We start from the raw sequence: 23,458 nt of genomic DNA on the forward strand, positions 1-23,458 counted from the left end.
AGCCTTTCCATTAAGCTGCGTTTTTTTCCATTTCAATGCACTACTTTTACGGTAGAGCTATTTTGATAGTTTAGTTGCGCAAAAAAGTAATTATAATTGAATATCATTTAGAAACAGGTAATAATTATTAAACAAATTATTTGAATTTTATAAGAAAGACGATATACAAATTTCTAAATTCGAAGCTGCTGATACTTGAATAATTCGGGTAATTATAAAAAACAGTTAAATAATAAACCTATGAAACGAATCTACTTGCTTAGTGTACTTATTATGCTTGGGTTTTCGATTAGCGCAACCTCCCAAACCACAATAATTGCTAAAAACAGTTCATGGAAATATATCTCCAATGGTGCGAATCAAGGAACTGCATGGAGAGCTACTGCCTTTAACGACGCTGCTTGGAGCACAGGCAATGCAGAATTAGGTTATGGTGATGGTGGAGAAGCTACCGTTTTATCCTATGGACCAAGCTCCAGCTCAAAATATGTAACCTATTACTTCCGAAAATCTTTTACTATCAGTAATCCTGCACAATACAGCGCCTTAACTTTGAATATTCTTCGTGATGATGGAGCAGTAATTTACCTTAACGGGACAGAAGTAGCGCGTTCAAACATGCCTAGTGGAACAATTAATTACACAACACTTGCCTCAACAGCTGTTGGAGCAACTGATGAATCTACCTACTATCCCTACACCATCTCCTCCTCTTTATTAGTTGCAGGAACAAATGTGTTAGCAGTCGAAATTCATCAGAATTCGAAAACGAGCCCGGATCTAAGTTTTAATTGCAGTCTAACATCCACAAATGTAGTGCTGCCAACTGTTGTTGTAACGCGTGGACCCTATTTACAAAGTGTTACTTCCAACAGCATTATTGTGCGATGGAGAACAGATGTAAACTGCGACAGTAAAGTTTTTTATGGCACCGGCTTGACATATGGCAACTCGAAAGTAGATGCTGCTCCCACTAAAGAGCACAGTGTAAAAATTACCGGTTTAAGCCCGGCAACAAAATATTATTATTCAATTGGCACTACAACTGCCACTTTGCAAGGAAACTCAGCCAATTATTTTAAAACTGCTCCCCTCATCGGTGCAAGCACACCTGTGCGCATATGGGCAACAGGAGATTTCGGGACCGGTACTGCCACTCAAGCAGCAGTTCGTGATGCTTTTGTAAATTATTCCGTTAGCACTCCTGCAGATATGTGGTTATGGATGGGCGATAATGCTTACGCAGCAGGTTATGACAAGGAATATCAAAACTTCGTATTTAATATTTACCCCAATCAATTCAAAAACATTCCTGTTTTTCCTTGTTTAGGAAATCATGATTATGCAAATGTTGGCTACCAATCAGCAAGCGCACTTGGCACAAATTTTCCGTATTTCAGCATTTTTACGGTTCCTACAACCGGTGAAGCAGGTGGACTTGCATCTGGCACGGCAAAGTACTATTCTTACAATTATGCTAATATCCATTTCATTGCTTTGGATAGCTACGGTGCACTAAATGGTGCAGGAAGTCCCATGTACACTTGGTTACAAAACGATTTGGCAGCGAATACACAAACATGGACAGTTGTTTATTTTCACCATCCGCCTTATTCAAAAGGTACACACAACAGTGATACTGAAACCGAAATGATAAACATGCGTCAAAATATTGTTCCCCTATTAGAATCCTATCATGTTGACTTGGTGCTAAATGGCCACTCCCACTCCAATGAGCGCAGCTATTTAATTAAAGGTCATTACGGCATTGCAAATACATTTACTTCGGCAATGAAAATGAGCACTTCTGCCAATAATTTTGTTAAAACAACACCTTTTAACGGAACTGTTTATGCAGTTTGTGGCACCTCAGGACAAAATGTGGGTGGAATCTCAGCGGGTTGGCCAATGTCGTGCATGAATTTTAATAATAATACAAATAATACTTCCTTAGTAATGGATGTAAGTGGTAATACTTTTGTGTGCAAATACCTTTCTTCGCTCGGAACAATTGTAGATCAATTTACCATCACAAAAGTAGTTACACAGGCAAGGGAATCTAAATCGGAATACAAAATTTACCAGTCGGAAGAGCGAATTGTATTAGATGTTGCAACTGATGAACCAAGTTTGGCTGATTTAAGTTTCTACAGTATCGATGGAAAAATAATGCAGCAATTTACTTCACTAGAATTAAACCCTCAAAGCAAACTGTATTTTTCGAAAGGTACCTTTAGTATGCCCACAGGCATTTATATTGCAGTACTTACCAGCAATAAGCAACGCTATTCGCAAAAATTATTTTTGAATTTTTAGGCTATTTTTTCGACCACGCAGGTTTGCATTTCATTGCCCTTTTAAACACCGGACAGTCTTCGCTATGAGCGCCCTTTAAATAGCCGCAACTCATTAAAAATTCGTTCACAATTTCACCACCTGTAAACCGGAAGGTTTTCTTAAATAATTTTGTCCACTCCTCTTTGCTTTTGGGATGATGGTGATCGAGCCAATTCTTAAAAGATCCAAATTCCTTTTTAAGGCTAAGTATTGTTTTTGCATTCTCTATGGCTGCATTCACTTTTAATTTATTGCGAATGATACCCGCATCATTTAAGAGTCGCGCCATATCCTTGTCCTTATAATTCGCCACTTTTTGAATGTCGAATTGATGGTAGGCCATTCTAAAATTTTCTTGCTTTTTTAAAATGGTCGTCCAACTCAATCCTGCTTGATTTATTTCTAGTATAAGCCTGCAAAAAAGTTCATTGTCGTCCGGTATTGGAAAGCCATAGTAGTTGTTATGGTAATCGATGTTCACATTCGTATCTTGGGGAGCCAAGTTATTTACAAAATTGCAATAGGGATGGGTGTAGGTTACTGCCATAGCTTTGAAATATTTTTTTCAAAAGTATTGTATTTACATTATATTTTTATTCAAATTATTAATCTTAAAATTTTGGTATTATGTTTGCAAAAGCAAAAATCCAAACTTTTAAAAAAAATAACTATGAAGAAATCGATTTTAATGTTTGCCTCCCTCCTAATTGCCTTTACAAGCTTTGCGCAGAAGTATAAAAAAATGGGTTATTTAAATGCAGTTGTCGAGAACAAGGATGTAAAAATAACTGCCGACGATCCGGTTTCGACCGAAAAATTCTTGAAAGTAAAATTACGTATCAAAAACAAAACGAACGACTACCTTATTTTTAAAGCCAGCGATTGTGTGTTTAAAATTAATGGGCAAGACATGAAAACAGAAGAAAAAATGTTGTTGATTGCCCCGAATGACGAGGATTTTAGAGTAATAGACATGAAAGGAGCCGGATTGCAGGTGGAATCGTTTCAAATAGTAGTGAATGGGCTTAGCCGTTTTCCGGCAGATTCAAAAGGAATTCCGGCTCCAGAATTTAAATTACCACCCAGCATGAATGATTTTACTGCAGGACCATTTAAAGTAAATATGGTGCGCATGAACAAAGAAACACAGCGTACCGATGTAAAATTCAGAGCAGTGTATGCCGGCGACAAAATTGGAATGTATGAGCCCGGCCAAGTGGCTGTTCGCATGCCCAATGGAAAAGAATTTGCAAGCGCCAAATCGGACCGAAAGCCACTTATATTTATGCAGGGCGAAGAAGATACTTTCACCACGACTTGGTTTAACGATGCCATGGTTGGGGCAGGCGATATGCAATTGGTGGATATGAATGTATTGTGGAGAGATGCCTTTAAGGAAGTAACGCCAACAAATATGGAGGCACCCATCTTGGATGTTAAGTTTAGCCCGGGAATATCGAAGTAAATAATTTACTTGATTTTAAGCCGTGATGCAAATTGCTTCACGGCTTTTTTTATTCCTTTATTAATTTAATTCCTTTTAAAATAGTTCCTACATCGCTCGAACAACCCAAAAAAAACCCGTAAATACTTATTTTACTGATTTTTGTGATTTGTAATATGGCTTATAATACAACTAGCAAAAAAGGAAGGAGCCTTACCACCCGCAATTCTCAACTGCAAGCAGTTGAGAATTCTCCTCTGCCAGATGGGAGACTTATGCATTTTGCATTTTTAGAAAAAAATAGTACTTTTGCAGTCCAAATTTTTTTAATATTAATAAATACAATTAAACAATGCCAGCAAAAATTAGATTACAAAGACATGGAAAAAAGGGTAATGCCTATTTCCACATTGTAATTGCGGATGGTCGTGCACCTCGAGACGGAAAGTTTATTGAGAACATTGGCACCTACAACCCAACTACAAATCCAGCAACAATTAATTTAGATACTGAGAAAGCACTTCAGTGGTTGCAAAATGGTGCTCAACCGACAGATACCTGTAAGGCAATACTTTCTTACAAAGGCGTAATGTACAAAAACCACCTTCAAAAAGGGGTTGTAAAAGGTGCATTAACCCAAGAAGCTGCGGATGCTAAATTCGAAAAATGGATTGCTGAAAAAGAATCCAAAATTTCAGGAAAAGCTACACGTGTTCAAGCAGGTAAGCAAGATGAGTTGAAGAAAAGATTTGCAGCTGAGTCAGCAGTGAAAGAAGCAAAAGCGAAAGCGATTGCTGAAAAAAACACTCCTCCCCCCGTTGAAGAAACAGCTCCGGTTGTTGAAGCAGCCGCTGACGAAACACCAGCAGCAGAAGCATAAGCATAAGCATAAGCATAAGCATAAGCATAAGCATAAGCATAAGCATAAGCAATTTTATTTTACTAAAAGCCCGTTTTTCAAAATGAAAAACGGGCTTTTTATTTTATTGAAATTTTCTGTTCTTAAGAAATATTTTAAAGTAATAGTCCTGTGAAATAGAGTAAAGCTCTACTTAATAGAAAGCAACAATTCAAAGCTACAATGGTACTGCATCTGCTTAAGCAAGTATTTTTGTTTTAACAAAACGGTGGTACTTTGAACCCGAGTTAAGCTCTCCTGATTAAAAACCACACGAAGCATAGCTTCGCGGTGCTTTGTCTGCTTACAACAAATACTTTTGCAATAATAAACCTGAAATACTTTGAACTCGAGCTAAGCTCTTGAAATTAAAAACCACACGAAGCATAGCATTGCGGGTGCTGTGATGGTACTGTATCTGCTTAAAGCAAGTATTTTTGTTTTAATAAAACGGAGGTAATATCAACCCGAGCTAAACACCTGATTAAAAACCACACGAAGCATAGCTTTGCGGGCGCTGTGACGGTACTGTATCTGCTTAAAGCAAGTATTTTTGTTTTAATAAAACGGAGGTACTATCAACCCGAGCTAAGCTCTCCTGATTAAAAACCACACGAAGCATAGCTTCGCGGGTGCTGTGGGGTAAAAAGCAAAGCTCTGCTGGTACTATGAATGGTAGGTTTATTACGAAGATATTTTTAGCGCTTAGTGAAACTCATAAGCTCCTAAATCAGGAGGTGGAGTGCGGGTAAATTCGGTGATATCTTTATCAACAGTGGTTGAAATGCCTTTATCAATTGCAAATGAAGCAGATGTTAAGTGATAATCATTTTTAGATTTATCTGCGAAAGCGGGATCCTTATTTACAAAAACAGACACATAATGATTTGTATTGGAAGTATTTTTTTGGGTGCGTAACATACAAGTATTGAACAGGTATTTTCCTTTTCCTCCTGTAGTATCCAAGTCGAAAGCAAATTCCTCGTCTAAGGTACCATCCAAAATACAATTGGTGAATGTTGCATTTAGCGCTGGTGCTTGAGCGGTATTGTAATTATTAAACACAAAAGCCGGATCCTGCCTTTGACCGGCACTCCAATAATTTGCTAGGGTGCAATGGGTAAAGTTATAATTTCCACCAAGGGTAAAACCAAGCAGTTGTTGCCCGCAATTTGCCACTATGGTATTTACAGCATCCACATCGTACCAAGTAGTATAAATTCCCAGGCCGCTCATGTTGCGGATAATGGTATTATTTAATTTTAGCGGAATGGAAGTTCGGTATTGCAGAATTTCCGCCTGAATGCCGATAAATGCATTTTTAATAATGGCAAAATTAAATTCAGAGCTGTCTGTGGAGTTTTCGTTAATCCAGATGCGGTCCCATTGACCCGGTTCTTCTTTATAAAAAGGCTCTAAACGGTCGCCCTGAAAGGTTACCGGCATATCTTTGGTACCATTTACTTTTATTTTACCTTCGGGAAACACCCATAAACCGCCCCCTTTGTGAAAATACACTTTTACACCGGGGTCAATTATTAGCGCACAACCACTATCCACCACTGCATAATCGAAAATTACGTAAGGCTTATCATTTACCCAGTGCGCAACGTTGCCCGGTGCCGGAATTACAGAGAAAGCGGGATATCCAGGAAGGTATGTATCAGGGTGAAAATAATGGGCATTTTGGCCGTAAGCCACTAATTTTACATCTTGCGTATTCCCATTGGTTTCAAATACAATTGTATCGTTCACCAAAAAAGGAGAAAGGGCATTGTTGGGATCAACTGTAACTTCCACAAAAATAAACAGGCTGTCGTTACCGGAAATCTCGATATTGCTGGCACTAGCACCGGGAACGCCATCAATATTTAGGCGAAAAGCGGAGTTATCACCACCGGCAAGTTTTATGGAAGACACCACCACTTTTTTATCGTTGCGGTTATAAATAATTAAGCTGGAAACAGTCGACCCTACAGTTGTAAAAACGGTATCAAAAAGAACGGTATCGCCGGAAAAATCTAGCTTTGCGGAAGTGTCAGTGGTTATTTTTTCATCTTTACGGCAGCTCGAAAGTAGAGCAAGCAGCAGAAATACGTGTACTAAATAGCGCATACAATTTAATGAGGCAGTAAATATACAGCTTAACTCTGTTATGCAAGGGATATTGCCTATTGGATTTCGAATCAACTTTCCAATAGCAAATTAGCAGCCTCCTCGCCTACCAAACTGCCAATGGCCACACCCATTCCGCCCATTCGAACTGCGCAAAAAACACTAGGGCTAATTTGTTTAATGATGGGAGATTTTTGTTTGCCAACCCCCATAATTCCACTCCAGCGGTGTTCGACTTCAAAACGGTGATTGGGCAGGATTTTTTCGCGTAAGAGGCGTTCTAAGTGATTTTGTATTTGACGGGTTAAGCCCATATTTACAGTCTCTTCTCCTTTAAAATCGAGGTTGCGGCCGCCACCAAAAAGTAATCGTTCGCCAATGTTTCGAAAATAGTAATATCCTTGCTCGTAATGAAAGGTACCTTTTATGGGTAATCCAGGTATTGGTTTGGTGATGAGTACTTGCGCTCTGGCGGGTTCAACATTTAGTTCGGGGAGCAATTCTTTCGCAAAACCGTTGGTGGTGATAAGAATTTTAGCCGCTTTAAGTTCCATATCCTCCTCCAAAATAATTTTTCCTTCATTTGCCAAAATGGATTGGCATTTAATTCCGTTTAAAATAATGATACCACTCTTGTGTGCCTTTAACAATAATGCCTGCATCATTTTACCGGTATCGATTTGACCTTCACAGGAATTAAAAATCAGGTGCTTAATATTCTTAAACTGAAAATTAGAAATCGATTTATCGGCTATGTAATAAGTGTTCTTAACTTTAGTAAAAGATTTAGTCAGTTTATTCAGTGATTCTAGTTTTTCAGCACAGGATTCAAAAACGGCATCTTTATCAAATAGTTCATAACCGCCGAGTGGCAAAAAATCAATTGCTTTATCTCCCAGTTCTGATCTTAGTTTTTGAAGGCCCAAAAATCTTTTCTCCATTAAATTACGTACATCCTTTTCGGAAGTGTTCTTTAAATCGTCAAGTATTTCAGAAGCGCTACCAAAGCAAGCAAAACCGGCATTTTTGGTACTGGAGCCTGAAGGAAGCACACCCCGTTCGAGCACTAAAATTTTGAGTTTTGGCGAATTTTTTTTTAAGTGCAAGGCTGCAAATAAGCCAACAATACCGCTTCCAATAATCACAACATCAAGATTAGAAAAATAGGTTTTTAATTCCCAGAAACTCAGCTTCATTGGCTTTGGTATAAAAATTGAAAAGGTAAATTTTTTGTTAAAAGTAATCTTTATAAATGTGAAAGAAATTGAGTATAAATATTTAAATTCGCACCTCTAAATGAAAAAAGAATTTATCAATAACCTGTTTAAGAAAAATACCGTGTTGAAATTTACAAGAATCATTTTTTTTATTTTGCTTTCCATTAGTATACAAGCAGTTGCACAAAACAAGTGGAAGCTTGAAGTTTCGGCGCAAATTACCAAAAAAGGCAAAGCTTTGGAAGGTGCCATAGTTAGCTTGATGAAAGATGGCAGTCAGGTGGAGCAAGTAAGAACCGGAGTAAATGGAAAATTTTCATTCAAACTAGAAGCAGAAGGTGAATATAAAATAGTTGCATCCAAGCCTGGGCATGTTTCAAAATATATTGATATCAGCACTGTTGGGGTGCCAGAGGATGAAAGCAAGGACGGTAATTTTGAATTAAGTGGATTTCAAATTGAATTATTTGAGCAAGTAAAGGATTTGGATGTTTCAGTATTAGACAAACCTGCAGCAAAAATTGCATATGATCCAAATAAGGTTCAATTTGATTATGACAAGGCTTACACCAAAAGCATTCAGAAGGAAGTTGAGCAACTGGAAAAAAGCTTAGTTGAAAAGCAAAAACAAGCAGAGGAGCAAAAGCGATTGGAATCTGTCGCAGCTGCCAACGCGGAAGCTGAAGCGAAGGCCGCTGCAGCAGCAAAAGCAAAGGAAGAAGCAGATGCGAAAGCGAAAGCAGAAGCAGATGCGAAAGCGAAAGCAGCCGCAGATGCAAAAGCAAAAGCGGATGCCGATGCGAAAGCAAAAGCAGATGCCGATGCGAAAGCAAAAGCGGAGGCTGATGCAAAGAAAAAAGCAGAGGCAGATGCTGCAGCTAAGGCTAAAGCCGATGAAGAAGCTAAGCTAGCTGCTGAGAAAAAAGCAAAAGAAGAAGCAGATGCGAAAGCTAAAGCGGAAGCAGAAGCCAAATCAAAAGCAGAGGCAGATGCCGCTGCCAAAGCGAAAGCAGAGGCAGAAGCAAAGAAAAAAGCGGATGCGGATGCTGCAGCTAAAGCTAAGGCAGAGACTGATGCAAAATTAGCAGAAGAGGCTAGGGCTAAAGCGGAAGCGGATGCTAAGGCTAAAGCCGCAGCTGAATCAAAAGCTAAAGCAGAAGCAGATGCCGCGGCAAAAGCAAAAGCAGATGCGGAAACAAAAGCAAAAGCTGCTGCTGAAGCTGAAGCAAAAGTGAAGGCTGATGCAGAAGCTAAACTCGCGGCAGAAAAAAAGGCAAAAGAGGAAGCAGAGGCTAAACTTGCAGCAGAAAAGAAGGCGAAAGAAGAAGCGGATGCTAAATCGAAAGCCGAAGCGGATGCAAAGAAACGTGCTGAAGCTGAAGCTGCTGCAAAAGCAAAAATGGAAGCTGAAGCAAAAGCAAAAGCAGCAGCGGATGCAAAAGCTAAAGCAGATGCAGATGCAAAAGCTAAGGCTGACGCAGAAACAAAAGCAAAAGCAGATGCAGATGCAAAAGCTAAGGCTGAAGTAGAAGCAAAAGCAAAAGCAGCAGCTGATGCTAAAGCGAAAGCCGATGCAGATGCTAAGGCAAAAGCTGATGCTGAAGCAAAAGCAAAAGCTGATGAAGAAGCCAAAATAAAAGCACTTGCCGATCAAAAAGCTAAAGAAGCAGCATTGGCAAAAGTTAAAGCGGACGCCGATGCGAAAGCGAAAGCAGATGCAGATGCAAGAGCAAAAGCGGATGCGGAAGCAAAACGCAAAGCAGATGAAATTGCAAAAGCAAAACAAGACGCACTTGATAAAGTAAAAGCAGAAGCGGCCGCCAGAGAGAAAGCACTTGCAGAAGCGAAAGAGAAGTTAAGAACTGGAGCATCTATGACCGACAAGGAAAAAAAGGAAATCTACCTCTCTGAATTGGCTCAAAAATATCCGCAAGGAAAGACTACTTTGTATGAAGAAGGTACAAATTTTAAAGTGCTGCGAATTATTATGGTGGATGGACCCTCAGCTAATGAGTACAAAAAAATTACCTACAACTGGGGAGGTATTTTTTATAAGAAAAATGATTTAGATATTACTGAGGGGTCGTTTAAAAAAGAGGCTAAAGAGTAGTGAGTACAAAGTACAAAGAATCAGAGTTGGGATTTGTGGATTTAGGATTTAAGATTTAGGATTTAGGATTTAGGATTTAGGATTTAGGATTTAGGATTTAGGATTTAGGATTTAGGATTTAATAAAAAAGCGCTGTCTCAGAAATGAAACAGCGCTTTTTTATTTAGATTAAACTATTTTAGATTAAGCTTTTGATTTGCTTAGTGCCGGGATACTTTTTTGAGCTAGGCTAAAAAGGGCAAACAAAATGGTGGTATAAAATAAATCACCCATAGCGGAGGCTCTGTAAAAAGGTAAAGCGGCAGTATAACTTTGCATTAATCCTAAGAAGGTGTTTGGATAAAGACTAATTGAAGTATACCAAATTGGCAAATTGGTTACTAGAAAAAATACCGTTGAGGAAACTAAAGAACCTGCAGCAATCGATATTACCGTAACTTTATTTTTAAGCGCTAAGCCAATCAAAACAGTAAAAGCAAAGCACAAATATACCGGTAATGTAGAAGCACTAAATCCTAAAAACAAATCGGATAAGAACATGGCTCCAAAGGGAATTAAAAAGGCTGATTTTTTATCGGGCATCAATGCACCACCAAATAATGCAATTGCAGCTACCGGGGTGAAATTAGGAAGGTGTGGAAAAAGACGAGACAACGCAGCGATTGCAATTGCCATGGAAACAAACATAAATTTAGGTGATATAGTACTTGGTTTCATAGTTACATTTTGATTGTGACAAAAGTAGAAAAAAAACACTTACTTTTAGTTCTTGAAATTGAAGTCCAATTTTGATGTAATACTTAATGACATGAAAAGATTTTTTTCGATAGCTCTATTATTGATTTGTGTAAGTTATACCTCCCTTAAAGCCCAGGAAGTTGAACAATCAGATGGTCCTAAATACACTAATTTTTCGCCAGCAATTTTTCAAGCGAAGTATAAACCTGATGCGAAATTGATTGATTGTAGAACAGCTGCTGCGTATACAAAATCGCATTTGAAAGCTGCACAGCTCCTCCAGGCAACAGATGTAAATCTACCGAATAAACTAAAACAGTTAGAGAAGGATAAGAATATTTTTATTTATGGTACTTCTGTATCTGAAAGCCTAGCTTTATCGGAAGTTTTAGCCAATTTGGGTTTCTTGTACATTTACAATTTGAACGGTGGTTTTGATGATTTGGTTAAATTGGGAATGCCGCTTGAAAAATAATTCGTTTAAAATTTAAACTGAAACATAGGTTTGGCAAGGAATTGATATCCATCATCGTGATTGTTGTAATTCAGTCGCCATAAAAAATCAATCCTAGAAAATTTGAATATGTTTTCTATTCCCATTCCAATTTCAACATAAGGCTGAGTTAAATTGGTTGTATTTTGTGGCAAAACATATTCGCTGTTTTTATTCGATTTGGATAGGGTGCCGGCATACATCTTTACAAAAAACAACTCCCTCCATTTTAGTTTTTTTATGAGTGGTATGCGGTTAAAAAGCAAGCCTTCGAAATGATGTTCCCACATTACGCTTAGGTATTGATCGCTTACAAACTCCAGGTAATTTAGTAAGTTAAATGCTGTTTCATCATTAAAGAGCAAAGGGTTTGCGAGCGGGGTTTCAAGAAATGTATAGGGTAAATGGCCCCAGGTTTTTCCACCTTCGATACGCAACAAGGAGTAACCTAAGCGGGTAATGCGCAATTTATCTTCGATACGCAGTTTTAGTTTGGTGCTATTGAATTCGCCCTTTAGAAAATCTTGGATTCCTTTTTCGTAGTTAAAGCTAACTACCGGGTAGTTTGGAAAGGAATTCCCTTTGGTTCCATCTCCAAATGCAGCTGAGAGATTTCGTTCCCCAAAAGCAAATCGGAACGAGAGTTTTAATCCCGCGTAAGCGAAAGAGGGCTTTTGATAGCGAATTAAATTGCTATACTTAACTGTGTACGTTTGTTCATCCAGTGGAAACCAGGTGGATTGAAAAAAAGTTAAACGGGAGGTGAAACCAGTAATCCACTGCCTTTCCAAAAATAGTTCTTTATCGCTCACTAAACTCCGGTTCGTATACCTTCCTAAATTACTCAGAGAACTGAGTATATGATCTAAAGGAAAAATGGTAGCACTGCGCCCGGGTTGCACCAAGTCCTTTTTAAGCATTCCTCCTACTCTCGTTTCTTTGCTGCGGAAACGAGTGAGGGTAATTTTAGATTCGGCCAAATATTTTAATTTATCATCAAAGGTTCCGTAGGCGAGATACGTTTTAAAGCTAAAGCGATTATCAAAAAGATGCTGAGCGCGTAGACCTAATTTTAGTCGTGATTTTTCGATGCTGTTGTAACTGTAGAATGAATAAAAATCGCCAATTTCCAATTTTTGAAGTGGAATCCAGCCGCTGCTTATGCTTTTCACCGAATTTTTAAGCAATCTAAATTTGGCTTGCTTTTCGAGCGTATCGATCATGCTTACAATCGATTTTTCTTGGGTAGATAAACTGTCGTTTCGAGTTGTCTGCCAAAAACTTTCATCGCGCATGGTGGCACTGTCTTCGAAGGTAATTCGATCAAGGTTTTTGTAAAAATTATCATCCTGTGGCAAGTTAATTTTATAGTCTTGATAAACAGAAGTTTTGCGTCCAAAAAAACCGGTCATTTCTTTTGAATTTTCTACCACCGTAAAATCGCCAATAACCTGGCTTTTATGGAGCATTGTATGAAGGCTATCCACCTTTTCATATTGTTGACGAATCCAATAATTGCGCACAAAATTTACATTCGCAGTGATGCTAAAAGAAAGGTCGATTTGAAGTATGGCATAGGTTGAAGCATCCACATACATTTCGCCTGTAAAGGCAATATCTTCCTTTTGTTTAGGCTTAAACTGCAGGTAATAACAGTAGGAGTTGTTTAAAAATAGACTATCGATTAGGTAAAACCGATAGGTAGCTTTATAATTATTATTGATGGGGCTTGGAAAATTTTTATCTAGAATCAAAACAAACTCCTTGTAGATATCCGGAGCCAGGTACATGTCTTCGGCAAATTTCATAATTTTTGGACCTTTCAAACCCACGGAGCGCCTGGCTTTTACAAGTTCTCTTCGTGTAAGCGGATCTTTTCGGAAGTAAAATTCGGAGCTTGACTCCGTTAGTAAAATTGGCAAGTAATTGACACCATCAGCCGTAGTATCAGCATTATCGAAAATAAAATTAAAGGAGCGTAAGAAAATGTTTTTCTTAATTTTTTCGGTGAAATTATTCATGTCGAATTCCACTTTATGATACACTTTGTATTGAAACGCATCGAGTTGCTCGGAATTGTTGCTGGGTTTATTGGCAATAATTTTTCGGAGGATACGAAAGGCAGGGTTCTCTCCGGGTTTAATAATTGCTTCCTTTAAATTAATCGCAGCCGGTTTAAGTTCGATACTCAGGTATTGATCGGATAGCGGCGAAATAGGAATTTTTTGTACTTCGTAACCAATTGCAGATATCAAAAGTGTATCGCGCTTTCGACCGCCGGTGGATTGCAATTGAAATTTTCCTAGGCTATCGGAAGAGCATCCCATCCGGGTTCCTTGAACAAGAATATTTACAAAAGGAATTGCCTCATTAGTAAGTTCATCCAGTATTCGACCATTAATAATTATAGACTGTGCTTCTGCAGGTATACTATAGGAGCAGCAAATTAAAATCCAAAAAAAGCGGAGAAAGAGTTTAAGCACGGCTTAAAAATACAGAAGGGAAGTGAGTTGGTAAAGTAATCTGTATACTTGCTTGAATAAAGGCGCTAACATTGCGCGTTTCAATTAAGCTTTCATCATCAAAAAATAAAAAACAAGCGTGTAACAAATTCCAAAAAACATAATACCCTTGCAGAAATTGCTGGCAAAAGCATAATTTTTAATTTCCTTGGCTCGATAAATCAAATAGCCTAAAATGGCAAATGGAAATTGGATAAACAAAAGAAAATAATAAAATGAAATTTTATCACCGGCTATCCATTGTTTGTATTGCGGATAGGCTAATAATACCATCATTCCAAAAATGAGAAATAGCACAATAGCTTTGGCAACATTCATACCGAGTGCAATGGGAATAGTATTTCTTCCAAATTCTTTATCGCCAATAAAATCCTCCATATCCTTAATAATTTCGCGTACGAAAGTGCTTAAAAAGGAGAATCCTGCATAAGCTAAAACAAAGTAAAAAATAAAGTTAAAATTGCTGCTATTTTGAACCAAGACATCGTGGTATTCTCGGATTAAAAGTGGAATTTCATACAAGCCAACAATAAGTGGAACTAAGGCTGCGAGCATTGCTACAACAAGGTTTCCGAGCAGCAATTGCTTTTTAAAATCGGTACTGTAAAACCACAAAAAACCGGCACTCAGTACATGTATAAAGCCCAATTTATTGAGCCCGATTTTATGGGCTAAATAAAACCCAATTAGTATAGCTATAAAGCTAATAACAATGTGTGCTCCCATCGCCACACGGCGTTTTATACTACGCCCAACAATAACTGAATTTGGTTTGTTAACCGTATCAATTTTGGTATCAAAATAGTCGTTAATGATATAGCCTGCGGCAGCAATCATAACTGTGGAGAGGCAGAGCAGAAAAAAATCAAAATGGCTCATTTGTAATTTCATATCGCTAAACCGAACCATAGACCCAATTAGGCAATAGCGCACGAGATATTGTACCAAGGCGATGAGCAATAGATTGGGCAATCGAATTAATTTAAAAAAAGCTATCATTTACTGTCTTTTAAAATTACCAAATAAACCCTTCTGTATCAAACCATTTACCTTGTACACGCATGGTTTGCTCAATGACATCACGCACACAGCCCTCCCCCCCTCTTCGTTGAGAAATGTAATTACAGATACTTTGAATTTCGGGAGCAGCATCAGCAGGGCATACCGCGGCACCAACTTTACACATCACTTCGTAATCGGGAATATCATCACCCATATACATAATTTGTTCAGGGCTTAGCTTATTGGTTAGAATAAGTTCGTCAAAGATTTCGAGCTTATTTTGAATTCCCAAATGAATATTGCTTATGCCCAAACCTTGCAATCGAAGGCGCACTGCTTCACTTTTTCCACCCGAAATAATAAGCACTTCATAGCCCTTTTTTACCGCCAACTGAAGCGCGTAACCATCTTTGATATTCATCTTACGCACTTGTTCTCCATTGGGCATGAGCGTAACACTACCATCGGTAAGCACACCATCCACATCAAATATAAAAGTTGTGATTGTGTTTAATACTTGTTTAAAATTAACAGACATAAAAAATGTTCCTTAATAATACGATTTAACTGATGAAATTTTCATCAAAAAAGTGAGCTATAAATTTATTTGGCTAAAGTAGATAATATTTTATTACCTTCGTTTTTGTTACTATTTGCGAGGGTTTCAAAAATTTGACACCTTACAAATAAGACATTAACCGGAGAAAAGAGAGGTGTACTTTTAGCATTATGTCCTTTAAAAAACGATTACTTTTATTTTTTATTGCCTTTCAACATTTTACCACCTGGGCCGGTAATTTTAAGCAAATTGACAGTTTGCAGCGTGTTATACCTCGTTCAACCGACAAAGAAAAGTTAAAACTATATTTTCAGCTCAGTGATTTGTACCGGGATTCATCTATTACGGTTGCTTATAAATATGCGGTTAGTGGGTTTTTACTTGCTAAAAAAAACAAGGATACACTGGCTGAAATTAATTTTACATTAAAGCAAGTTCACTTACTTTACAAGCAAACAAAATACCAAGAGTCAATAGCGCTAGCACTTTCGGCGATTGAGCAATCGGAGGATATAGAAGATGAGCAATTGTTAACCAAAGCTTTATTGGAGATTGGGGCTTGTTACAAGGAGATAGAGCAGTTTGACTACTCTAAAAACTATTTGAATAAAGCCCTCAACATTGCTCAAAAGAACAGAGATACGGAGAGTATTATTGAAGCCTTAAATTCATTAGGAAATACCTATTCTAAGGGTGGTATTTCTAAACGTACGGAGGCACAAAATTATTATTTACGTGCGCTGCAGTTGGCTGAGCAAATTGATAAGCCTGAGCTGATCTCAAAACTGAATAATAATCTTGCTAACACTTACATTGAAACGAGGGAGTACACTACCTCACTTACTTATTATTTTAAGTCTTTGCGAATTGCACAACAATCGCATGACGAAATAGACGAAGCCTTTTACAACAATAATATTGGAGCACTTTACCTTAAAATGGGGCATGCTGATTTGGCTGAAAAATATCAATTATTAGCCTTGCCTGTAGCCGAAAAAGGGAACGATTACCAGTTGCTTATTAATACCTACTCGCAACTTGCATTGACTTATGAAAAACTAGACAAGTACGTAAAAGCATATAATTTTAAAACAAAATTAAACGATTATGAAGGTCGCATCACTACAGAGAAAATTACGCGTCAATTAGCCGAAATGCAGGCTGCGTATGATTCTTTGCAGAAGCAAAAAGAGATTGTTCAACTTCAAATGAAGAATGAAAACAATGTGGAACGTTTAGTATCTTATGAGAAAGGAATTATAACCCTTGGATTAATAATAGCTTTGGTAATACTGTTACTGTTGATTTTGGTAATCTTCTTAAGGCAGCGAAAAAAAGGGAATTTAATATTGGAAGAAAAAAACAGGGTGATTGAGAAGCAGCATTTAAAAATTACCGACAGTATAAATTATGCCAAACGAATTCAAGATTCGATATTGCCGAAGCGCCATGATTTTTCAAAAATAGTTCCACAATCTTTTATTTTATTTCTGCCGAAAGACATAGTAAGTGGGGATTTTTATTGGATTTCGAAAATTGATTCTAAAATTTTGATAGCCGTAGCTGATTGCACAGGGCATGGGGTTCCCGGCGCTTTTATGAGCATGATTGGAAGTACCCTATTGAATGAAATCATGCATTATCAACCGCAACTTTCACCCGCTGAAATTTTGAGTTTATTAAATGTTCGTGTAACCAAAGCACTTCATCAAAAACAAGGAGAGTTAAGCTCACAGGACGATGGGATGGATATGGCCCTTTGTTGCATTGATTATGCGAAGAATGAGCTCATTTTTGCAGGTGCAAATCTTTCGCTAACCTTATTGGTGCGGGACGAAATTTCAGAAATTAGAGGGGATGTGTTTCCCATTGGAGGAGTATTTGCAAATAAGGAAATTCGTTATGCAAATAAAACAGCTCCCATACAAAGCGGAATGATGCTGTATTTAAGCACCGATGGGTACAAGGATCAGTTTGGTGGCGAGAAGAAAGAAAAATTTAAATCGATACGTTTTGAAAAACTACTCAAAGAAATTTATCGATTGCCGATGGAAGAACAGCAGGAAATATTGCACGAAAATTTTAAATCTTGGAAAGGCGATTTACAACAGTTGGATGATATTTTGATTGTTGGAATGCGGCTTTAGTCAGTATTCAACCAGATCAAACTTTAGTCCTGCGATAAGCTTTGAATACCGCTCTCCTGCGGCTCTCATATCTTTATCTTCGTTATGGTAATGCCATTTAATCTCGATGGTATGTTCTCGCGAAATTTCCTCCAATAAACAGAAGAGTTTGTAGAGTTGTTTAGCTGTGGTGGTATTAAAATAATCTAATTTAAAATGAAAGGTACTGAGTGCTAAGGCATCGCTTTTGTATTGCTCGAGCCAATTAAAAACCGGCGCATAAAATGCTACTGCATCTTCCGGCAATGAACGGTGATTAATTTCGAAACGTTGCTTTTGCGGGTCAAATATTATTTCGGGGCTGTCTTCCTTTGCAGCTATTTTAAGAGGTTCCATACTACTTAATGGGTGTTATTCTGAATTTTCACTTGTACGGTAAAAAATGAAAAATCATTATCCACTTTAGAAATGTTGTAATCCAGACTATGCTTGCTTTTTAATTTCATATCAATTAATCCTAAGCCGGCGCCTCGCTGATCTACCCGTTCTTCGGCCATAAGCAGACTATTAAATAGTGAATTTAATCCATTCACATCGGAGTTATTAACACGTTCGAGTTTTGCAACCAGGGCCTCAACTCTGGAATTAAAAATTAAGTTACCCGAAGTAAGAATGTATTTTTCTTCGTGTCGTTCAATCATAAAAATTCCGCTGTGCGAGTCCTTTTCTTTAATATCGCTGTTAGCGTGTTTATAGATATTTTGAATGAGTTCCACAATAATATTTATGACCCTTTTTCGAAAGATAAGCTGGCTGGAGGAATCCATATTTCCTTCGGTCATAGCCAAAACAGTTTTCATGTTTTCGTGGTTAAAATCACCTTGAAAAACAAAATTTAAGTTTTTGGTTAGTACGATTTGGTGAAAATTTTTAGCAGCATTTAGAGCTTCCGGTTCAATATGGTCGAGTGAATTATCGCCCCCGGTTTGCAAATTAACCTTTGACTGAAAATAAAAGAATGATTTATTTTCATTGATTGGACTAAAGTCAAAAGCAAGCTTATTGCCAGATTTACGCGCCATTTCAATGAGTCCCAGCCCTGCTCCTCCTTTGCTGGAAATTTCGCCCAAGTCGAGTACTTCGCGGTAATAATTTTTTAAACTTTCGAGATCGAGGCTATTAACTTTTTTCAGTTTTTCTTCAAGGGGAGCAACTTTATCAATGTCGATAATATTTCCGGAAGTGATGTAATAGTCCTTTTTCTTACGTTGAATAATAAACAAACTGGAATTTTCATTAACAGCATCTTCATTTGCCTCCGTATGTCGTGTAATATTTTGGAGCGATTCCACCATGATAAAGAATACTTTTTTCTTTAATGCAGATGGTTCGTTCACAATCTGCATGTTGGTTTCGGCAAGAGAAAGAATGGTTTCGTTTAACGTGTCGGAGAAGTCACCTTTATAAATATAACTAAGATTAAAATTAGAAAGGTGTTGATATAACTGATAAACGAAATCGAGATTCGGATTGTGGTGTTGCTCCATTCTATTTAGTGAAATCTGAAATACTTTGGGACACTAATGTATAAATTTTTTTATAATCAACTGAGTCTTGCAAATACTTCTTATGAGCAGTTATTACTACTTTGTCATTTCGCACTGCAGGTCCGGTTTGCATTAGTTTAGGAGGAGCAGTTTTGACTTTGTTTGCTGTTTCCTGAATGAGTGGCAATAACACTTCAAAAGGGATATTTTCCCTAATTAATATTTCATTTGCTATGGCGTACATGTGGTTGGTGAAATTACAAGCAAACACAGCAGCCACGTGAAGCGCCTTCCTTTTTTCGGAGTTAGAAGAATATACTTTTTGAGAAAGCAGGCGAGCCGTTGATTCAATTTGTTGGTATGCTTTACGATGCGATGCTTCAATGAAAAAGGGGACTTCGTTAAAAATTATTATATTGTTTTTACTAAAGGTTTGCAGGGGGTAAAACACTCCGTAGTTTTTAAATTTTGGCTTAAAAACTGCTAATGAGGTTGTACCGGAAGTATGCACAATTAAGTTGGGTTGGAAGTTAATTTGTGCCAATACAGAAGAAAGTGCATCGTCCTTTACAGCTACTATATATATATCTGCAGTTTGAACCAGGTTTTCAATTGCAGCCGTGTAACTTGATTTTAATTTGCGTGAAAGTGCGGCAGCATGTTTTTGATTTTGGCTATATACTTGAACAATGTTACACCCACATTTTTTTAATGCAGTGCCCAGTTGGGTGGCAACATTTCCGGAGCCTATTAAAACTATTTTTAGTTGAGCCATCATCTTCCAAAAATATCTTTAACTAAAATTTCAGGTTCAAAATTGAAAGCCTAAATATAGGGAATGCGAAGCTATTAATTCAGATGCAATAGACCATTCAAAAATTGGTAAGATTTCAACATTGACTCCGGTAGTAAAATTTAGATTTTTTCTAAGCTTAGTTGAAAATCCAATTCCGAGATCAAAACAATGATAGTAGTTAAAGTCAAAAATGGAAATTGAATAACCAAATTCCACCCGAGGTTGAATTTTTTTATTTGGAATAGTGTACTGCAATTGGATTGGAAATCTAAAAAGGTTCAGCGTTGAATTGACTGAATCAGCAGAATAATAGATTTGGGATTTAGCATAATAAATACCTGATTTTAATTTAAGATGCTCATTTAAACTTGGAAGGCTGAAATAAATTAATCCTCCTACCTGATAGCGATAAAATTGAGGGTCGTCATTATAATGAAACAAACCTTGCGTTAATTCGAAGTTAATCTTGGACTTGGTATTTCTCTTTTCATAACTAATGCACGTGGTATCAGAACAGACCTTTTCCTGATAGTGCTTTACTAACCTTACGAGATTACTTTGGTTGGGTTGCTTAATAGTTTCAATTTCAGTAATTAAATCCGGAGCGTCCTGCATATAATATTTAAGTATACCGATGTGTTTAGTGGTAGGTCTCTCAAAAATGCCTCGATCCGTACTGATAATTTCCTTTGTATAAGTTAATTCGGTAATACCAATACCTTCCTTGTCAATTAAATAATGTTCTCCAAAAGCATCTCTGTAAAAAAATAGGTCAATTTTCCCATCAATAATATATTCCAAAAACAATTTTTCTTTCAGCTTATTTACAACAATTTCTTTTGATACATAGTACTTGCCTTCCTTAAATTTATAACCGTAAATGTTAGATGGGTTAAAGGTTTCACCGGATGTAGAATCAGTTCGTTTAAAATCGCAAATCTCCTGGTTCCTGCCACTGTTCCGAAAATCGATAAGTCCATAAAGTGTGTCATTACTGAGGGTTATGATGTAACCCGGGCGGTAATCCGCTTGAGAAAAAAGCTTGGTAAAAATGAAAAGAAAAAAGCTGGTAAAGAAAATTCTTTTCATAAAAATATTACTTCAATTGGACCTTTTTTAACCGCTGCAAAATTGCCAAAACAGTTCCAATAATCATAATTAAACAACCTAACCAAAGTATATTTATTCCCGGAAAAATAATTGCTTTCATGATGATAAAATCTTTTACGTTCGATTTTTTCTCCATTAAGCTGATGTCGATTTTACCGGTTTCTGTGTCGATTTTAGTAAAGGCAAATTGCAATCCCAATTCATCAACATTCGCCGCTTCAGGCATGAGGTAAGCACCCTTAATAATGAAAAGTGGAACCGCATGCGCAATTTTGCCATTAACATCCAAGATGCGCAAATCTGCCCCCACAGCAATGTCAGAATCCTTTAATTGATGTAGGTTTCTATCAACATCCTTAACCAATCCATCCAATATAACAATGCTATTACTTGCAAAAAGAGTATCCCCAATTTTCATAGAAACCGTTTTGGGTTCTTTGTATCCTGCGGTATCCGTAGATTTATCTTCTAGGTCGGCATAGGTGATGTGCGTGTACACATCTTTATACCAAAAATGGCGTGTATCCGGTTCGGCAATATTTCCCATACGGGGATTGGTTTGCACAAGTGGATTCAGGGTAAACTCAGGGGCATATTTCCCTGTAGCATCCTTGCTGAGGTAATTTATTTGATAATAGATATTTGGGCTTTCGGTGTGTTTACCGGAGTAGGTCACATAGTAATCGCCCATGCGCAAGGTATCGTTTTGGCGAAGCATGATGTTATCGCTGTTACTGAAATCTTTTCCAAGTTTAGTGATATCGATCCCTGAAGTATTGGAGGAAATGGTTTGGCTTAATGAAGTGCTGATTAATGCGCCTAACAATATCATTCCAAATCCAACATGTGCGATGGAAGAACCTGCTTTTGAGATTTTACCTTTGAGTACACGGATTGCATAATTTGCATTTGCAAGAATGGCAAAAATAGAGGTAAACAACAATACATAATGAAAAGGCTTATTCATTCCTAAGCCAATGGCAGCAATAACTGCAAGAATTGAAGCCAACATAAAAGGCAGAACAATTTTTTTATAAAAATCATTCATATCCGTTTTTTTAAACTTAAAATATTGGCCAAGTCCAATTAGAATTGAAATCAGAATTGCAAAAGGAACCTGCCAGGAATTATAATGTTCAACAGCATTTAGCGGTGGTGCTATTTTGGTTCCAAATAATTTATTTATTACAGGGATACTGGTAGTAGCAATTATTTGAAAGGATGAAATAACTAACACAAGTGCTCCAATAAACATCCAAAATTCACGAGAAGTAGCGCTTTCCTCTTCGACCAAAGCCGGTATTTTTTTCCAATTCATGGCAAGCAAAACAATAGCCCAAACTAAAAAGAAAAGTAAATAAATCAAGAGTTGGCCGCTCATTCCTAAATCGGTGAAGGCATGCACCGAAGTATCACCAAGGATACCGCTTCGCGTTAAGAAAGTTGAATACAGTATTAATAGAAAGGTAACTATTACTAGGATGAAGGATGTGGAAAGTGACTGTCCATTGTTTTTATTAATAAGCATCACGTGTGCAGCGGCAACAAAGGTAAGCCAAGGAACTAGGGAAGCATTTTCAACCGGATCCCAAGCCCAAAATCCACCAAAGCTCAAGGATTCATAAGCCCAAGCACCGCCCATTAAAATTCCGGTGCCAAGAATCATTACTCCAAAAAAGGTCCAGGGTAAAGCAGGTTTCATCCAATCGGTAAAACGTTGTTTCCATAATCCTGCCATAGCATAGGCAAAAGGAACTAATGTTGATGCAAAACCTAAGAAAAGTATTGGGGGATGAATGGTCATCCAGTAATTTTGAAGCAATGGATTTAAACCTCTTCCATCGAGCGATTTCAGGTAATCGGGAACTTTCACAAAGGGAAGATTCATAAATTCGGGATGCTCGCGCAGCAACATAAATGGATTACTTCCCAATCGGTAATCAAAAACAAAAACACCCAAGAGCATACTTGCCAAAAAGATTTGAACACTGCTAAACACGGCCATTACCGGAGCTTCCCAAGTTTTTCCAACGCGAATTAAAATGAGCCCAAGTATGGCATGCCAAAAGGTCCAAAGTAAAAAACTACCTTCTTGTCCTTCCCAAAAACAGGATAACATGTACCTTACGGGAAGTGCTTTACTGCTGTGCTGCCACACATATTGATATTCGAAATAATGGTTAAATATCATGTAAAATAAAGTAGCAGAAATTCCAACTACTGAAATGGCATGAATGCGAAAGCTGGCTCGTGCAATGGCTCTCCAAGAATTATCAAGCAGCGCTTCTTTGGATGCAAAATAATAAGAAATAAATGCGAGGAAGGATGCGGCGAAAGAAAGGACTACAAAAAAATTTCCAAGTTGACCAGGGAGTAGGTGTTCTCCAATGTATTGTATTTGCACTTATATTGAGTTGTTGAGTTATTGAGTTGTTGAGTTGTTG

Annotated in this window: 18 protein-coding genes; 6 read left to right on the top strand and 12 right to left on the bottom strand. The window is 37.6% G+C overall.

Annotated features, from left to right (window positions below):
- Positions 1–240 precede the first annotated feature (240 nt).
- On the top strand, positions 241–2,316 hold the full coding sequence (locus IPP32_16880; GenBank protein MBL0049757.1) for a metallophosphoesterase: 2,076 nt from the start codon (positions 241–243) through the stop codon (positions 2,314–2,316).
- 1 nt (position 2,317) lies between these two features.
- Here IPP32_16880 and IPP32_16885 read toward each other — a convergent pair whose 3' ends face one another.
- A complete protein-coding gene (locus tag IPP32_16885; protein MBL0049758.1) occupies positions 2,318–2,884 on the bottom strand; it encodes a DNA-3-methyladenine glycosylase I in 567 nt (188 codons plus the stop codon).
- A gap of 123 nt (positions 2,885–3,007) precedes the next feature.
- Between IPP32_16885 and IPP32_16890 the strand changes: the two genes are divergently transcribed.
- Together IPP32_16890 and IPP32_16895 are read left to right on the top strand one after the other, a co-directional pair.
- Positions 3,008–3,802: a hypothetical protein gene (locus IPP32_16890; protein ID MBL0049759.1), complete on the top strand. Its 795-nt coding sequence runs from the start codon at positions 3,008–3,010 to the stop codon at positions 3,800–3,802.
- Positions 3,803–4,133: 331 nt separating this feature from the next.
- On the top strand, positions 4,134–4,661 hold the full coding sequence (locus IPP32_16895) for a 30S ribosomal protein S16 (GenBank protein MBL0049760.1): 528 nt from the start codon (positions 4,134–4,136) through the stop codon (positions 4,659–4,661).
- A gap of 723 nt (positions 4,662–5,384) precedes the next feature.
- Here the strand turns inward: IPP32_16895 and IPP32_16900 are convergent.
- Positions 5,385–6,794, bottom strand: a complete 1,410-nt coding sequence (locus IPP32_16900; protein MBL0049761.1) for a hypothetical protein — start codon at positions 6,792–6,794, stop codon at positions 5,385–5,387.
- A 71-nt stretch (positions 6,795–6,865) separates the two neighbouring features.
- On the bottom strand, positions 6,866–7,990 hold the full coding sequence (locus tag IPP32_16905) for an FAD-binding oxidoreductase (protein ID MBL0049762.1): 1,125 nt from the start codon (positions 7,988–7,990) through the stop codon (positions 6,866–6,868).
- 100 nt (positions 7,991–8,090) lie between these two features.
- Here IPP32_16905 and IPP32_16910 point away from each other — a divergent pair, with 100 nt between their 5' ends.
- Entirely contained in the window at positions 8,091–10,121 is a 2,031-nt protein-coding gene (locus tag IPP32_16910; GenBank protein ID MBL0049763.1) for a carboxypeptidase regulatory-like domain-containing protein, read from the top strand.
- A 183-nt stretch (positions 10,122–10,304) separates the two neighbouring features.
- Here IPP32_16910 and IPP32_16915 read toward each other — a convergent pair whose 3' ends face one another.
- Complete coding sequence (locus IPP32_16915) at positions 10,305–10,838, bottom strand: hypothetical protein (GenBank protein ID MBL0049764.1); 534 nt, start codon at positions 10,836–10,838, stop codon at positions 10,305–10,307.
- A gap of 91 nt (positions 10,839–10,929) precedes the next feature.
- Here IPP32_16915 and IPP32_16920 point away from each other — a divergent pair, with 91 nt between their 5' ends.
- Positions 10,930–11,334, top strand: coding sequence for a rhodanese-like domain-containing protein (locus tag IPP32_16920; protein MBL0049765.1), 405 nt, complete (start codon positions 10,930–10,932; stop codon positions 11,332–11,334).
- A 5-nt stretch (positions 11,335–11,339) separates the two neighbouring features.
- On the opposite strand, the gene IPP32_16925 is transcribed toward IPP32_16920, so the two are convergent.
- From IPP32_16925 to IPP32_16935, 3 genes are all read right to left on the bottom strand, one after another.
- Positions 11,340–13,835, bottom strand: a complete 2,496-nt coding sequence (locus tag IPP32_16925) for a carboxypeptidase-like regulatory domain-containing protein (protein ID MBL0049766.1) — start codon at positions 13,833–13,835, stop codon at positions 11,340–11,342.
- 84 nt (positions 13,836–13,919) lie between these two features.
- Positions 13,920–14,873 (bottom strand): geranylgeranylglycerol-phosphate geranylgeranyltransferase, encoded by a 954-nt coding sequence (locus IPP32_16930; GenBank protein MBL0049767.1) that lies wholly within the window; start codon positions 14,871–14,873, stop codon positions 13,920–13,922.
- A 16-nt stretch (positions 14,874–14,889) separates the two neighbouring features.
- The gene (locus IPP32_16935; GenBank protein MBL0049768.1) at positions 14,890–15,414 is read right to left on the bottom strand and encodes an HAD-IIIA family hydrolase; all 525 of its coding nucleotides are present in this window, start codon (positions 15,412–15,414) and stop codon (positions 14,890–14,892) included.
- A 191-nt stretch (positions 15,415–15,605) separates the two neighbouring features.
- Here IPP32_16935 and IPP32_16940 point away from each other — a divergent pair, with 191 nt between their 5' ends.
- On the top strand, positions 15,606–17,582 hold the full coding sequence (locus tag IPP32_16940; protein ID MBL0049769.1) for a tetratricopeptide repeat protein: 1,977 nt from the start codon (positions 15,606–15,608) through the stop codon (positions 17,580–17,582).
- On the opposite strand, the gene IPP32_16945 is transcribed toward IPP32_16940, so the two are convergent.
- Genes IPP32_16945 through ccsA form a run of 5 tightly spaced genes read right to left on the bottom strand, consistent with a single transcriptional unit; the run spans position 17,583 to position 23,418 of the window.
- Positions 17,583–17,957, bottom strand: a complete 375-nt coding sequence (locus IPP32_16945) for a DUF1987 domain-containing protein (protein ID MBL0049770.1) — start codon at positions 17,955–17,957, stop codon at positions 17,583–17,585. It lies immediately after the preceding gene.
- Positions 17,958–17,962: 5 nt separating this feature from the next.
- Positions 17,963–19,108 (bottom strand): hypothetical protein, encoded by a 1,146-nt coding sequence (locus tag IPP32_16950; GenBank protein ID MBL0049771.1) that lies wholly within the window; start codon positions 19,106–19,108, stop codon positions 17,963–17,965.
- Position 19,109: 1 nt separating this feature from the next.
- Positions 19,110–19,886, bottom strand: a complete 777-nt coding sequence (locus IPP32_16955) for a DUF2520 domain-containing protein (GenBank protein ID MBL0049772.1) — start codon at positions 19,884–19,886, stop codon at positions 19,110–19,112.
- A 33-nt stretch (positions 19,887–19,919) separates the two neighbouring features.
- Positions 19,920–20,993 carry a hypothetical protein gene (locus IPP32_16960; GenBank protein ID MBL0049773.1) on the bottom strand — a complete coding sequence of 358 codons (1,074 nt, stop codon included), beginning with the start codon at positions 20,991–20,993 and terminating at the stop codon, positions 19,920–19,922.
- Between the two features lie 7 nt (positions 20,994–21,000).
- Positions 21,001–23,418: a cytochrome c biogenesis protein CcsA gene (gene ccsA / locus IPP32_16965; GenBank protein MBL0049774.1), complete on the bottom strand. Its 2,418-nt coding sequence runs from the start codon at positions 23,416–23,418 to the stop codon at positions 21,001–21,003.
- Between the last annotated feature and the right edge of the window lie 40 nt (positions 23,419–23,458).

It is taken from the genome of Bacteroidota bacterium (assembly GCA_016721765.1).
GTDB lineage: Bacteria > Bacteroidota > Bacteroidia > UBA4408 > UBA4408 > UBA4408.

Bases quoted from the DNA above. Each gene is read 5' to 3' on its own strand.
- IPP32_16905 (MBL0049762.1), bottom strand. From the start codon at position 7,990: ATGAAGCTGAGTTTCTGGGAATTAAAAACCTATTTTTCTAATCTTGAT.
- IPP32_16910 (MBL0049763.1), top strand. From the start codon at position 8,091: ATGAAAAAAGAATTTATCAATAACCTGTTTAAGAAAAATACCGTGTTG.
- IPP32_16945 (MBL0049770.1), bottom strand. From the start codon at position 17,957: ATGGAACCTCTTAAAATAGCTGCAAAGGAAGACAGCCCCGAAATAATA.
- IPP32_16950 (MBL0049771.1), bottom strand. From the start codon at position 19,108: ATGGAGCAACACCACAATCCGAATCTCGATTTCGTTTATCAGTTATAT.
- IPP32_16915 (MBL0049764.1), bottom strand. From the start codon at position 10,838: ATGAAACCAAGTACTATATCACCTAAATTTATGTTTGTTTCCATGGCA.
- IPP32_16880 (MBL0049757.1), top strand. From the start codon at position 241: ATGAAACGAATCTACTTGCTTAGTGTACTTATTATGCTTGGGTTTTCG.
- IPP32_16960 (MBL0049773.1), bottom strand. From the start codon at position 20,993: ATGAAAAGAATTTTCTTTACCAGCTTTTTTCTTTTCATTTTTACCAAG.
- IPP32_16930 (MBL0049767.1), bottom strand. From the start codon at position 14,873: ATGATAGCTTTTTTTAAATTAATTCGATTGCCCAATCTATTGCTCATC.
- IPP32_16885 (MBL0049758.1), bottom strand. From the start codon at position 2,884: ATGGCAGTAACCTACACCCATCCCTATTGCAATTTTGTAAATAACTTG.
- IPP32_16920 (MBL0049765.1), top strand. From the start codon at position 10,930: ATGAAAAGATTTTTTTCGATAGCTCTATTATTGATTTGTGTAAGTTAT.
- IPP32_16955 (MBL0049772.1), bottom strand. From the start codon at position 19,886: ATGATGGCTCAACTAAAAATAGTTTTAATAGGCTCCGGAAATGTTGCC.
- IPP32_16900 (MBL0049761.1), bottom strand. From the start codon at position 6,794: ATGCGCTATTTAGTACACGTATTTCTGCTGCTTGCTCTACTTTCGAGC.
- IPP32_16935 (MBL0049768.1), bottom strand. From the start codon at position 15,414: ATGTCTGTTAATTTTAAACAAGTATTAAACACAATCACAACTTTTATA.
- IPP32_16890 (MBL0049759.1), top strand. From the start codon at position 3,008: ATGAAGAAATCGATTTTAATGTTTGCCTCCCTCCTAATTGCCTTTACA.
- IPP32_16940 (MBL0049769.1), top strand. From the start codon at position 15,606: ATGTCCTTTAAAAAACGATTACTTTTATTTTTTATTGCCTTTCAACAT.
- IPP32_16895 (MBL0049760.1), top strand. From the start codon at position 4,134: ATGCCAGCAAAAATTAGATTACAAAGACATGGAAAAAAGGGTAATGCC.